The sequence below is a fragment of the Serratia sp. BIGb0234 genome, from assembly GCF_024809915.1.
Lineage (GTDB): Bacteria > Pseudomonadota > Gammaproteobacteria > Enterobacterales > Enterobacteriaceae > Serratia > Serratia liquefaciens.
This window is the reverse complement of the sequence record NZ_JANUEI010000005.1, coordinates 196,116-209,806: the sequence shown is the minus strand read 5'-3', so window position 1 is coordinate 209,806 and position 13,691 is coordinate 196,116. Positions and strand designations below refer to the sequence as shown.

Below are 13,691 nucleotides of genomic sequence, written 5' to 3'. Positions count from 1 at the left end.
AACAGGAAACAATGATCTGAGTGACGATAAAAACGAATTTTTTTTTGCCCTGCCCCTTGATGCTGGATTGTATGGCCCCATCTTATTTGCAACCGCAGTTGCTGACCGCGGGTAAGTCTGAAATGTCGGGCAGTTGAAAAGCAAAAATTCGCCCGCATATAGGTTAGCAACCTGACCGAATATGAATTTATTAGTGGAGACGTTTAGATGGGCAAAATCATTGGTATCGACCTGGGTACTACCAACTCTTGTGTAGCAATTATGGATGGTGGTAAAGCGCGCGTGCTGGAGAACAGCGAAGGCGATCGTACTACACCTTCGATCATCGCATATACCCAGGATGGTGAAATTCTGGTTGGCCAGCCTGCTAAGCGTCAGGCTGTTACTAACCCACAAAACACCCTGTTTGCGATCAAGCGCCTGATTGGCCGTCGCTTCCAGGATGAAGAAGCACAGCGTGATAAAGACATCATGCCGTACAAAATTGTGGCTGCTGATAACGGCGACGCATGGGTAGAAGTGAAAGGCCAGCGTGTGGCACCACCGCAGATCTCTGCAGAAGTGCTGAAGAAAATGAAGAAAACGGCGGAAGATTACCTGGGTGAACCGGTAACTGAAGCAGTTATCACCGTACCTGCATACTTCAACGACGCACAGCGTCAGGCGACCAAAGACGCCGGCCGTATCGCAGGTCTGGAAGTAAAACGTATCATCAACGAACCGACCGCTGCGGCCCTGGCTTACGGCCTGGACAAAGAAGTTGGCAACCGTACCATCGCGGTTTATGACCTGGGTGGCGGTACTTTCGATATCTCTATTATCGAAATCGACGAAGTTGACGGCGAAAAAACCTTCGAAGTTCTGGCAACCAACGGTGATACCCACCTGGGTGGTGAAGACTTCGACAGCCGCCTGATCAACTATCTGGTGGAAGAGTTCAAGAAAGAACAAGGTTTCGACCTGCGCAACGATCCGTTGGCGATGCAGCGTCTGAAAGAAGCCGCTGAGAAAGCGAAGATTGAACTGTCTTCCGCTCAGCAGACCGACGTAAACCTGCCGTACATTACTGCAGATGCGAGCGGCCCAAAACACATGAACATCAAAGTGACCCGTGCAAAACTCGAGTCGCTGGTAGAAGATCTGGTTGCGCGTTCTATCGAGCCGCTGAAAGTCGCTCTGAAAGACGCAGGCCTGTCGGTTTCCGACATTCAGGACGTGATCCTGGTGGGCGGCCAGACCCGTATGCCAATGGTTCAGAAGAAAGTCGCTGACTTCTTCGGTAAAGAACCACGTAAAGACGTTAACCCGGACGAAGCCGTTGCGGTGGGTGCTGCGGTACAGGGCGGCGTGTTGGCCGGTGATGTGAAGGACGTTCTGCTGCTGGACGTTACCCCGCTGTCGCTGGGTATCGAAACCATGGGCAGCGTGATGACTCCGCTGATCACCAAAAACACCACCATCCCGACCAAGCACAGCCAGGTGTTCTCTACCGCTGAAGACAACCAGTCTGCGGTAACCATCCACGTGCTGCAGGGTGAGCGTAAACGCGCTAACGATAACAAGTCACTGGGCCAGTTCAATCTGGACGGCATCCAGGCGGCTCCACGCGGTATGGCGCAAATCGAAGTGACCTTCGACATCGACGCCGACGGTATTCTGCACGTGTCTGCCAAAGACAAGAATACCGGCCGTGAGCAGAAGATCACCATCAAGGCTTCTTCTGGTCTGAACGAAGAAGAAATCCAGAAAATGGTGCGCGATGCTGAAGTGAACGCCGAAGCTGACCGTAAGTTCGAAGAGCTGGTGCAGACCCGTAACCAGGCCGACCACCTGATCCACGGTACCCGTAAGCAGTTGGAAGAAGCGGGCGACAAACTGCCGGCGGAAGACAAAACGGCTATCGAAGCGGCGCTGAAAGATCTGGAAGTTGCGGTTAAAGGCGAAGATAAAGCCGAGATCGAAGCTAAGACCCAGGCTCTGGTGCAGGTTTCCGGCAAGCTGCTGGAAATGGCCCAGGCGCAGCAGGCTCAGCAAGGTGCTGATGCCGGTGCTGACAACGCGGCGCAGAAAGATGACGACGTGGTTGACGCTGAGTTCGAAGAAGTTAAAGACAAAAAATAATCGCCCTTAAGCGGGCACGGAACGGCTGAGAGGCCGTTACCGGAAACCAGCACGGGCGTCGAGGCAACTCTACGCCCGTGCACGCATGTTAAGGGTTACAGAAATAATGGCGAAGAAAGACTATTACGAGATTCTCGGCGTCTCCAAGACGGCGGAAGAACGTGAGATCAAAAAGGCGTATAAACGCCTGGCGATGAAGTACCATCCTGACCGCAACCAGGATCAGGACGCCGAAGCCAGATTTAAAGAGGTCAAGGAAGCGTACGAAGTTCTGACCGACGATCAAAAGCGTGCGGCCTACGATCAATACGGCCATGCGGCGTTTGAACAAGGCGGCATGGGCGGTGGCGGTGGGTTTGGCGGCGGCGGTGCCGACTTCAGCGATATCTTTGGCGACGTATTTGGCGACATCTTCGGTGGTGGCCGCCGTCAACGTGCCAGCCGCGGTTCCGATCTGCGCTACAACATGGAGCTGTCCCTCGAGGAAGCTGTTCGTGGCGTGACCAAAGAGATCCGCATTCCGACGCTGGAAGAGTGTGGTGTTTGTCACGGCAGCGGCGCGAAGCCAGGCAGCTCGCCGGTGACCTGTCCAACCTGTCACGGTCAGGGCCAGGTGCAGATGCGCCAGGGCTTCTTTACCGTGCAGCAGGCCTGTCCGCATTGCCATGGCCGCGGTCAGATCATCAAAGACCCTTGCAACAGCTGCCATGGCCACGGCCGGGTAGAGAAAGCCAAAACGCTGTCGGTGAAAATCCCGGCTGGCGTGGATACCGGTGACCGCATCCGCCTGGCGGGTGAGGGTGAAGCAGGCGAACACGGCGCACCTGCTGGCGATCTGTACGTTCAGGTTCAGGTGAAGGCTCACCCGATCTTCGAGCGTGAAGGCAACAACCTGTACTGTGAAGTACCGATTAACTTCGCGATGGCAGCATTGGGCGGTGAGATCGAAGTGCCGACGCTGGATGGCCGCGTGAAGCTGAAAGTGCCGACAGAAACCCAGACCGGCAAACTGTTCCGCATGCGCGGCAAGGGTGTTAAATCGGTACGTGGCGGTAGCCAGGGCGACCTGCTGTGCCGTGTAGTGGTGGAAACCCCGGTTAACCTGAACGACAAGCAGAAGCAATTGCTGAAGGAACTGGAGGAGAGCCTGGGTGGCCCTTCCGGTGATAAAAACAGTCCGCGTTCGAAAAGTTTCTTCGACGGCGTGAAAAAGTTTTTTGATGACCTGACGCGTTAAGCTTCTGTCTCCGTTAGCGTTCTGCATAACCCCGGTGTCAAAACCGGGGTTTTTTATTGACGTTTATTCACCAATACCCCTATAAAAAATGTGATATATATCGTTAATTGTTCGGTTTTAACGATGTTTAAAGCATTTATAAACGTATTTTATCGAGCTAAATCGCCGTCTATACTCGTTCCATTACTTTGTCTGCGGGGCCCATGTGCTACGCACAGATCTGGAGAGACGTATTGTGACCAACATTATTCGTCAGTTTTTACGTCAGGAGGCCGCGGGCGGTATCATCCTGATAGTCGCCGCGATTATTGCGTTGATCATGGCCAATACCCCGGCTCAGGGGATCTATCACGCTTTCCTCAATTTACCGGTCATGGTTAAGGTGTCTTCACTCGAGATTGCCAAGCCGCTGCTGCTGTGGATTAACGATGGCCTGATGGCGATCTTTTTCCTGGTGGTGGGGCTGGAGGTTAAGCGTGAGCTGATGCAAGGCTCATTGGCCGGGCGCGACAAGGCAGTCTTCCCGGCAATTGCCGCGCTGGGCGGCATGCTGGCACCGGCGCTGATTTACCTGATGTTCAACGGCGCGGACGAGGTGACTCGTCAGGGCTGGGCAATCCCGGCGGCGACCGATATTGCGTTTGCCCTCGGGGTGATGGCGCTGTTGGGTAACCGCGTGCCAACCAGCCTGAAGGTGTTCCTGCTGGCGCTGGCGATTATTGATGACCTGGGCGTGATCGTAATTATCGCGCTGTTCTATACCCACGAAGTCTCGATGGCGGCGCTGGGCGTGGCGGCGGCGGCTGTTGCGGTACTGGCGTTTATGAACTGGCGCGGGGTGGGGAAAACCTCACTCTATATGATTGTCGGCCTGGTGCTGTGGGTAGCTATCCTCAAATCCGGGGTGCATGCAACGCTTGCCGGGGTGATCGTCGGTTTTATGATCCCGCTGAACGTGAAGAAAGGCCCGTCGCCTTCAGAAACGTTAGAGCATGAACTGCATCCGTGGGTGGCCTTTATGATCCTGCCGCTGTTTGCTTTCGCTAACGCCGGCGTTTCATTACAGGGCGTGTCGTTGAGCGGGCTGACCTCGCTATTGCCGGTCGGGATCGCGGCGGGTCTGTTTATCGGTAAGCCGTTGGGCATCTTCACCTTTAGCCTGTTGGCAGTGAAGTTGGGGATTGCCAGGTTGCCTGAAGGAATTGGTTTCAAACAGGTGTTTGCCGTTTCTGTGCTCTGTGGTATTGGTTTCACCATGTCGATTTTCATCGCGTCACTGGCGTTTGGTGATGCGGATGTTGTACTAAGCACCTATTCGCGTCTGGGGATCCTGATTGGGTCAACTACGGCGGCGGTGGTCGGGTACGCTCTGTTGCGCATGTCGTTACCAAGGGTCAGATAACCCCTTTAGGGTATCCCCTGTTTGCGGGGACACACTACAATAGCTGGTCGGAGCTGCACAGTATAAAATATGTGCAGCTTCGGCCGTTCTGTTTGGGACGAATGCAGCAACAGGTTGTCTGAAACAGGGAAAGGACATTAGTCGCTCGTCACGGTCGAAAGTTCGCCGCGATGAAATGTTAAGGAGAGCACCTCGTGAGGATGTCGCATATCAACTTTAATCACCTTTACTACTTCTGGCAGGTCTGCAAGGAAGGTTCTGTGGTCGGCGCCGCCGAAGCGTTGTTTCTGACGCCGCAGACCATCACAGGCCAGATCAAAGCGCTGGAAGAGCGTTTGGACGGCAAGCTGTTCAAGCGGCAGGGGCGTGGGCTGGTGCCTTCTGAATTGGGGCAGCTGGTGTTCCGCTATGCCGACAAGATGTTTATGCTCAGCCAGGAAATGCTGGATATCGTCAACTATCGCAAGGAATCCAACCTGCTGTTCGACGTAGGGGTGGCGGATGCGCTGTCCAAGCGTTTGGTGAGCCAGGTGCTGGAAACGGCGGTGGTGGTGGATAATGAGCAAATTCACCTGCGTTGCTTTGAGTCGACGCATGAGATGCTGCTGGAGCAGCTCAGCCAGCATAAGCTCGATATGATCCTGTCAGACTGCCCGGTGGATTCCAGCCAGCAGGAAGGGCTGTTTTCACTCAAGCTGGGTGAGTGCGGCATCAGCTTCTTCTGTCGTCAGCCGGCGCCGGACCTGCCGTTCCCCGCCTGCCTGGAACAGCGCAAATTGTTGATCCCTGGCCGACGTTCGATGCTGGGACGTAAATTGCTTAACTGGTTTAACACCCAAGGCATTCAGGTGGAAATCCTGGGCGAGTTTGACGATGCGGCCCTGATGAAAACCTTTGGCATGTACCACAACGCGATCTTCGTTGCTCCGACGCTGTATGCGCAAGATACCTATAACGACGATGACGTGGTGGAGATTGGACGTATTGATAGCGTGCAGGAAGAGTACTACATCATCTTTGCCGAGCGCATGATCCAGCATCCGGCGGTACAGCGGGTGTGCAACAAGGACTTCTCTGCGCTGTTTGCCTACTAGACCGGGTAGCGCAGACGTAAAAAAACCGGCCTGAGCCGGTTTTTTTTCAAGCAGACAACACGATGCTTATTACAAAGCGTTGATGCGCGCCGACAGGTTTGACTTATGGCGTGCTGCTTTGTTTTTGTGGATCAGGCCTTTAGCAGCCTTGCGGTCCACGATTGGTTTCATTACAGCGTAAGCAGCTTGCGCAGCTTCTTTGTCGCCAGTGGCGATAGCAGCTTCTACTTTCTTGATGTAGGTACGCATCATTGAGCGGCCGCTAGCGTTATGCTTACGACGCTTCTCAGACTGTACGGCGCGCTTCTTAGCTGATTTGATATTAGCCAAGGTCCAACTCCCAAATATATTCTATTGAGGACAATTCGAAGGCCGAGGAATATGCCCTTTTAGCCTGCGTTTGTCAATGAATTTGTGCAAATAAGCGCCGTTTGTACGGGCGGCACTTGCTACGTTGTGATGGCGCAGGATTTTACCAGCTTCGGTCATGGGAATACAGTCTTTCGCGAGAAAATTCACCAATGATTTGCCACGGTGGTCGCAACCCATTGGCCGCAGTCGGTAATCACCCGGATGACGCCGGATAAACTGCGGTTAGGGCGTTTCACCTGCAGATTATCTCCGGTATGGTATGTCTATTACATAAAGGCACCAATCGCGGGTTAACCTTAACCGCTGTACAAGGTATAATCCGGCGATTTCCACTGTTTTGAGCCAGCTATGGAGCTAATTCGCGGCATTCACAATATCCGGGCACGCCACCATGGTTGCGTGCTCACCATCGGCAACTTTGACGGCGTACACCGCGGTCACCAAGCGTTGCTGGAGCAGCTGAAACAAGAGGGGCAACGCCTCGGGCTGCCAGTGATGGTCATGATCTTTGAGCCGCAGCCGCTGGAAATGTTTGCAGCGGACAAGGCACCGGCCCGTCTCACGCGTTTGCGTGACAAGGCTAAATACCTGGCGCAGGCGGGGGTTGATTACCTGCTGTGCGTCAAGTTTGATCCGCGTTTTGCCGCCAACACGGCACAGGCGTTCGTCGCCGACCTGCTGGTGGAAAAACTGGGCGTGAAATTCCTGATGGTCGGGGATGATTTTCGCTTTGGCGCTACCCGCCAGGGCGATTTTCCGCTATTGCAAAAAGCCGGGAAGGAATACGGCTTTGAGGTGATCAGCACGCCGACCTTCCGCGAGGGCGATCAACGCATCAGCAGCACGGCGATCCGCAATGCGCTGCGCGATGACGACCTGGCGCAGGCGGAGACGCTGCTGGGCCACCCGTACAGCATTTCTGGTCGGGTGGTGCACGGCGATGAGCTGGGTCGTACCATCGGCTTCCCGACCGCCAACCTGCCGCTGAAGCGCCTGGTTGCCCCGGTGAAAGGGGTTTATGCGGTAGAAGTTTATGGTCTGGGGCCTGAGCCGCTCCCTGGCGTAGCCAATATCGGCACGCGCCCAACCGTTGCCGGTGTGCGTCAGCAGCTGGAAGTCCACCTGCTGGATGTCACAATGGATCTTTACGGGCGCCATATAGACGTGGTGCTCCGCGCGAAATTGCGCAATGAACAGCGTTTTGCTTCGCTCGATGCCCTGAAGCAGCAAATCGCCAATGATGTGGTGACGGCCCGAAAGTTTTTCGGGTTAAAAACACTGGTTTAATCGTTTACCCTAAACAATTCGAGTGGCATCGTGGCGGCAACCGCGCGAACCCCGATGAGCTTGCACAGGCAAGTGATTCGGGTAAGAAAGGGCAGCCAACAAAGATGCAGCTTGAAGTGTGACGGGTAAATAGCCGAAAACGGAAACGAGAATCTCATGAGTGACTACAAGAATACCCTGAACTTGCCGGAAACAGGGTTCCCGATGCGCGGCGATCTGGCCAAGCGTGAACCTGGCATGCTGCAACGTTGGTATGAACAGGATCTGTACGGGATTATTCGTACTGCCAAAAAGGGCAAAAAATCCTTCATTTTGCATGACGGCCCTCCGTATGCGAACGGCAGCATTCACATTGGTCACTCGGTTAACAAGATTCTCAAAGACATTATTATCAAGTCGAAAGGGATGTCCGGCTTCGACTCGCCTTACGTTCCGGGTTGGGACTGCCACGGCCTGCCGATCGAACTGAAAGTTGAGCAACTGTACGGCAAACCGGGTGAGAAACTCACCGCTGCGGAATTCCGTGTGAAGTGCCGTGAGTACGCCGCTGAGCAGGTTGAAGGCCAGAAAAAAGACTTTATCCGTCTGGGCGTGTTGGGCGACTGGGATCACCCGTACCTGACCATGGACTTCAAAACCGAAGCCAATATCATCCGCGCGTTGGGCAAAATCATCGACAACGGCCACCTGCTGAAAGGCGCCAAGCCGGTGCACTGGTGTACCGACTGCCGCTCTTCGCTGGCGGAAGCGGAAGTGGAATATTACGACAAGACTTCGCCGTCGATCGATGTGGCTTTCCACGCGGTTGACGCGGCTGCCGTGGCGGCCAAATTTGGCGTCACCAGCTTCAGCGGCCCGGTTTCTCTGGTGATCTGGACCACCACGCCGTGGACCTTGCCGGCTAACCGCGCGATCTCTTTGCACCCTGAATTTGCTTATCAACTGGTGCAGGTCGAAGGCCAATGCCTGATCCTGGCGGCTGAGCTGGTAGAAAGCGTGATGAAGCGCGCCGGTATCAGCTCATGGACCGTGCTGGGCAGCTGCAAAGGCGCCGATCTGGAGTTGATGCGTTTCGAACACCCGTTCATGGGCTTCGACGTGCCGGCGATCATGGGCGAACACGTCACGCTGGATGCCGGTACCGGTGCGGTCCATACCGCCGGTGGCCACGGTCCGGATGACTTTGTCATCAGCCAGAAATACGGTCTGGAGATTGCCAACCCGGTAGGGCCGAACGGCTGCTACCTGACCGGCACTCATCCGTTGCTGGACGGCAAGTTTGTCTTCAAGGCCAACGATCTGATCGTAGACCTGCTGCGTGAGAAAGGCGCACTGTTGCACGTTGAAAAACTGGTTCACAGCTATCCATGCTGCTGGCGCCACAAAACGCCGATCATCTTCCGCGCAACGCCACAGTGGTTCATCAGCATGGACCAGAAAGGCCTGCGTCAGCAGTCGCTGGAAGAGATCAAAGGCGTGCAGTGGATCCCGGAATGGGGCCAGGCACGTATCGAAACCATGGTGGCCAATCGCCCGGACTGGTGTATTTCGCGTCAGCGTACCTGGGGCGTGCCGATGTCGCTGTTTGTGCACAAAGACACTGAACAACTGCACCCACGTAGCGTTGAGCTGATGGAAGAAGTGGCGAAGCGCGTTGAGCAAGACGGTATTCAAGCCTGGTGGGATCTGGACGCTGCCGATATTCTCGGCGCGGATGCTGCCGACTACGTCAAAGTGCCAGACACCCTGGACGTGTGGTTCGACTCCGGTTCTACCCACTCTTCCGTGGTTGACGTACGTCCGGAATTCCAGGGCCACGGTGCCGACATGTATCTGGAAGGCTCAGATCAGCACCGCGGCTGGTTTATGTCATCGTTGATGATTTCCACCGCGATGAAGGGCAAGGCGCCATACAAAGAAGTGCTGACCCACGGTTTCACCGTTGACGGTCAGGGCCGCAAGATGTCCAAGTCCATCGGCAACACCGTCAGTCCACAAGACGTGATGAACAAGCTGGGTGGCGACATCCTGCGCCTGTGGGTGGCGTCTACCGACTACACCGGTGAAATCGCGGTGTCCGACGAGATCCTCAAGCGTTCTGCCGATTCTTATCGTCGTATCCGTAACACCGCGCGTTTCCTGTTGGCCAACCTGAACGGGTTTGAGCCAAGCACCGATTGCGTGGCCCCGGAAGACATGGTGGTACTGGATCGCTGGGCGGTGGGCCGTGCACTGGCGGCGCAGAAGGATATCGAACAGGCTTACGCCAACTATGACTTCCATGAAGTAGTGCAGCGCCTGATGCAGTTCTGCTCGGTCGAGATGGGCTCCTTCTACCTGGATATCATCAAGGATCGTCAGTACACCGCGAAGAGCGACAGCGTTGCTCGCCGCAGCTGCCAGACCGCATTGTTCCACATCGCGGAAGCGCTGGTTCGCTGGATGGCGCCGATCATGTCGTTCACCGCCGATGAAATCTGGAGCTTCCTGCCAGGCAAACGTGCGCAGTACGTGTTCACTGAAGAGTGGTACGACGGTCTCTTCGGTTTGGCCGAAGGTGAAGGCATGAACGACGCCTTCTGGGCCGAGCTGCTGAAAGTGCGCGGCGAAGTGAACAAGGTGCTGGAACAGGCACGTGCCGACAAACGCCTGGGGGGTTCTCTGGAAGCGGCGGTCACGCTGTATGCCGATACCGAACTGGCCGAACGTCTTAACAGTCTGCAGGATGAGCTGCGCTTTGTGTTGCTGACCTCGGCGGCGCGCGTTGCTCCACTGGCCGATGCGCCGGCGGATGCACAAACAGCAGAATTGGTGAAAGGTCTGAAAATTGCCTTCAGCACCGCAGAAGGTGAGAAGTGCCCGCGCTGCTGGCATTACACCACCGATATCGGCCTGGTGGCGGAGCATGCAGATCTTTGCGGCCGCTGTGTGATCAACGTAGCCGGTGACGGCGAAAAGCGTAAGTTTGCCTAAATGAGTAAACCAATCTGTTCGACCGGTCTGCGCTGGCTGTGGCTGGTGGTGGTGGTGTTGGTACTGGATTTCGCCAGCAAACAGTGGATCCTCGGTAACTTTGTGCTGGGCCAGTCCCAGCCGCTGATCCCGTCGTTCAATCTGTTTTATGCGCGCAACTACGGCGCCGCCTTCAGCTTCCTCGCCGATCACGGCGGCTGGCAGCGCTGGTTCTTTGCTGGCATCGCCGTCGCTATCGTTGCGGTGCTGTTGGTGATGATGTACCGCAGTCAGGCACAGCAAAAGCTGAACAATATTGCCTATGCTTTTATCATCGGCGGGGCGCTCGGCAACCTGTTCGATCGCCTGTGGCACGGTTTCGTGGTCGATTTCATCGACTTCTACGTAGGCGACTGGCACTACCCGACCTTCAATCTGGCGGATAGCTTTATCTGCGTGGGGGCGGCGATGATCGTGTTGGAAGGCTTCTTGTCGCCGGCGAGCAAAAGCGCAAAGAGTAAAGGTGAGTAATATGACGGCTCAGGTTAACGGTAGCAGCGCAGTGCTGGTTCACTTCACGCTGAAACTGGAAGACGGTTCGACCGCAGAATCTACCCGCAGCAGCGGCAAACCGGCGCTGTTCCGTCTGGGTGACGGCAGCCTATCGGCACCGCTGGAAGCGGAGTTGATTGGCCTGCGTGCGGGCGACAAGTGCGCCTTTACCTTGCAGCCGGAAGCCGCATTCGGTGCAGAGAACCCGGACCTGGTCCAGTACTTCTCACGTCGCGATTTCGCGGAGACTGGGGTACCGGATGTGGGCACCATCATGCTGTTTACCGCCGTCGACGGCAGTGAAATGCCGGGCGTGGTGCGTGAAGTTGCGGAAGATTCGATTACCGTTGATTTCAACCATCCGCTGGCGGGCCATCCGGTGAGCTTCGATATTGAAGTGCTGGAGATTGATCCCGTGCAGGAGGAGACGCATGCAAATATTGCTGGCTAACCCACGTGGCTTCTGCGCCGGGGTTGATCGTGCGATCAGTATAGTAGAGCGCGCACTGGAAATTTACGGTGCGCCTATCTATGTACGCCACGAAGTGGTGCATAACCGCTATGTGGTGGACAGCCTGCGCGAGCGCGGGGCGGTGTTTATTGAGGAGATCGGTGAAGTGCCGGATGGGTCGATTCTGATCTTTTCGGCGCACGGGGTTTCCCAAGCGGTACGGGCGGAAGCCAAGGCGCGCGATCTGACCATGCTGTTTGACGCAACTTGTCCGCTGGTAACCAAAGTGCATATGGAGGTGGCGCGCGCCAGCCGTCGTGGCACTGAGGCGATCCTGATTGGCCATGCCGGCCACCCGGAGGTGGAAGGCACCATGGGCCAGTACAGCAACCCGAAGGGGGGCATGTATCTGGTTGAGTCGCCGGACGACGTGTGGAAGCTGCAGGTGAAGGATGAAAGCAACCTGTGCTTTATGACGCAAACCACGCTGTCGGTGGATGACACTTCTGACGTGATCGACGCCTTGCGCAAGCGCTTCCCGAGCATCATTGGGCCACGTAAGGACGACATCTGCTATGCCACGACCAACCGCCAGGAAGCGGTACGGAACCTGGCCGGGGATGCGGACGTGGTGTTAGTGGTGGGCTCGAAGAACTCATCCAACTCCAACCGTCTGGCTGAATTGGCTCAGCGCGTTGGCAAGCCGGCCTACCTGATCGATTCCGCCGCGGATATTCAGGAAGCCTGGTTGAAGAACGCGAGTAACATCGGCGTTACCGCCGGTGCGTCCGCCCCTGACGTGCTGGTACAGGACGTGATCGCTCGTCTGAAAGCCTTGGGCGGCCTTAACGTCCATGAAGTCAGCGGCCGTGAAGAGAATATCGTGTTTGAAGTGCCAAAAGAGCTGCGGGTCGATATCCGGCAGGTTGACTAGGCCACAGTGGTAAATAAATGAACGGGGAGCTTAGGCTCCCCGTTTTGCATTTGGGGATCGGGGGACGGGGGGCAATATTAGATCGAGAGGAAGGAATAGGATGTAATTCAAATTTTCTGTTATTTAAAGTCAAATTTGTTCTGACAATTTGAATTAATGAAAAATGAAGTGCTTATATAGGCAGTAATAAAGTTATTAAGACTAATATCATTAGTCTGCAATCTAAATAAAGTCTGGTGTTGGTCAGCAAAGGGCTGAGAGGTTAAATAACTAAATTAATTGTCGTTGCAGACACTGTTTATTTAATTAAGTTCGAAACTGGTTTAAAGAATTTTTCTCCTTTTGCTGCAGATGGATTTTCATATGCTCAAGCAAACGGCGAACTTTTAAAGGTTGGCTGTCCCGTCGCGGCATAATTGCATAGCAATTAATCTCTGGTAATCGCCATTCAGGCAGGATTTCCACCAAATCGCCATTGTGTAATTCACGCTCAACATTGACAAAGAAATTACGGATGATCCCTTTGCCCGCCAGCGCCAGTTCTTTCATGGCCATACCGTTATTGGTAAATAGACGCCCGGTCATTCGTAGCCGATGTTCATCGCCGTTGTGGTGGAGCAGGCGAACAAATTGCGGGTTGCCCAAGGGGGTAAAAGTCACCCATTGATGCCGGGTTAACGCTTGTGGGCTCTCGGGAATACCATGTCCCGCAAGGTAGGCTGGTGATGCACATAATACCTCACGAAAGCGCGCAAGGCGGGTAGAAACGTAACTGGAATCAGCCAATACACCGCCACGGATCGCCAGATCAATACGCTGGCCTATCAGGTCGATTTTCTCGTCGTGGATCTCCAGCCTCAGCGTGATGCGCGGGTGTTCATCAAGGAAGCTTTGCAGTGCAGGCACCAGATAGTGAGTGGCGAACTCGGTAGAGGTCGCGACGCGCAATTCACCGCTCAGTTCGCCGCGCAGGGCGGCGATACGTTGTTGCCCCCGCTCGGCAGCATGCAGCATTAAAACGCAATCTTCATAAAAACAGAGCCCGGCTTCGGTCAGGCTCAGTGAGCGAGTGGAACGCAGAAGTAATTGAATGCCGAGTTCGTTTTCCAACAGGCGGATATGCTGGCTGACGGCAGAGGTGGTAATGCCTAATTCCTTGGCTGCCATGCTGAACGCGCCGCAATCGACAACTTTAGAAAAAATGGCCATGCGTTTTAGAATATTACTCATAGTTTGTTAAGTTCAACTTAACCAAGATTGTTAATTATACGGGCTAATAATATAGCACC

At 55.0% G+C, this 13,691-nt stretch carries 11 protein-coding genes; 9 read left to right on the top strand and 2 right to left on the bottom strand.

Annotated features, from left to right (window positions below):
* Nucleotides 1-207: 207 nt before the first annotated feature.
* The 4 genes from dnaK to nhaR all read left to right on the top strand — a co-directional run bounded on the left by dnaK (nucleotide 208) and on the right by nhaR (nucleotide 5,854).
* Entirely contained in the window at nucleotides 208-2,121 is a 1,914-nt protein-coding gene (gene dnaK / locus M2407_RS18955; RefSeq protein WP_020825147.1) for a molecular chaperone DnaK, read from the top strand.
* A 106-nt stretch (nucleotides 2,122-2,227) separates the two neighbouring features.
* On the top strand, nucleotides 2,228-3,358 hold the full coding sequence (gene dnaJ, locus M2407_RS18950) for a molecular chaperone DnaJ (protein WP_020825148.1): 1,131 nt from the start codon (nucleotides 2,228-2,230) through the stop codon (nucleotides 3,356-3,358).
* 235 nt (nucleotides 3,359-3,593) lie between these two features.
* The gene (nhaA, locus tag M2407_RS18945; protein WP_020825149.1) at nucleotides 3,594-4,760 is read left to right on the top strand and encodes a Na+/H+ antiporter NhaA; all 1,167 of its coding nucleotides are present in this window, start codon (nucleotides 3,594-3,596) and stop codon (nucleotides 4,758-4,760) included.
* Nucleotides 4,761-4,954: 194 nt separating this feature from the next.
* Entirely contained in the window at nucleotides 4,955-5,854 is a 900-nt protein-coding gene (gene nhaR / locus M2407_RS18940) for a transcriptional activator NhaR (protein ID WP_004950031.1), read from the top strand.
* Between the two features lie 69 nt (nucleotides 5,855-5,923).
* On the opposite strand, the gene rpsT is transcribed toward nhaR, so the two are convergent.
* Nucleotides 5,924-6,184, bottom strand: coding sequence for a 30S ribosomal protein S20 (gene rpsT, locus M2407_RS18935; RefSeq protein ID WP_012005147.1), 261 nt, complete (start codon nucleotides 6,182-6,184; stop codon nucleotides 5,924-5,926).
* A gap of 390 nt (nucleotides 6,185-6,574) precedes the next feature.
* Between rpsT and ribF the strand changes: the two genes are divergently transcribed.
* The 5 genes from ribF to ispH all read left to right on the top strand — a co-directional run bounded on the left by ribF (nucleotide 6,575) and on the right by ispH (nucleotide 12,402).
* Nucleotides 6,575-7,513, top strand: a complete 939-nt coding sequence (gene ribF / locus M2407_RS18930) for a bifunctional riboflavin kinase/FAD synthetase (RefSeq protein WP_020825150.1) — start codon at nucleotides 6,575-6,577, stop codon at nucleotides 7,511-7,513.
* A gap of 156 nt (nucleotides 7,514-7,669) precedes the next feature.
* Entirely contained in the window at nucleotides 7,670-10,486 is a 2,817-nt protein-coding gene (gene ileS / locus M2407_RS18925) for an isoleucine--tRNA ligase (RefSeq protein ID WP_187962266.1), read from the top strand.
* Nucleotides 10,487-10,996, top strand: coding sequence for a signal peptidase II (gene lspA / locus M2407_RS18920; RefSeq protein ID WP_020825152.1), 510 nt, complete (start codon nucleotides 10,487-10,489; stop codon nucleotides 10,994-10,996). It abuts the gene before it with no gap.
* Between the two features lies 1 nt (nucleotide 10,997).
* Complete coding sequence (fkpB, locus tag M2407_RS18915) at nucleotides 10,998-11,468, top strand: FKBP-type peptidyl-prolyl cis-trans isomerase (protein WP_046374547.1); 471 nt, start codon at nucleotides 10,998-11,000, stop codon at nucleotides 11,466-11,468.
* Complete coding sequence (ispH, locus tag M2407_RS18910) at nucleotides 11,449-12,402, top strand: 4-hydroxy-3-methylbut-2-enyl diphosphate reductase (RefSeq protein WP_020825154.1); 954 nt, start codon at nucleotides 11,449-11,451, stop codon at nucleotides 12,400-12,402. The genes fkpB and ispH overlap by 20 nt, the downstream gene beginning before the upstream one ends.
* 306 nt (nucleotides 12,403-12,708) lie before the next feature.
* Here ispH and M2407_RS18905 read toward each other — a convergent pair whose 3' ends face one another.
* Nucleotides 12,709-13,632 (bottom strand): LysR family transcriptional regulator, encoded by a 924-nt coding sequence (locus M2407_RS18905; protein ID WP_115060160.1) that lies wholly within the window; start codon nucleotides 13,630-13,632, stop codon nucleotides 12,709-12,711.
* Nucleotides 13,633-13,691 lie beyond the last annotated feature (59 nt).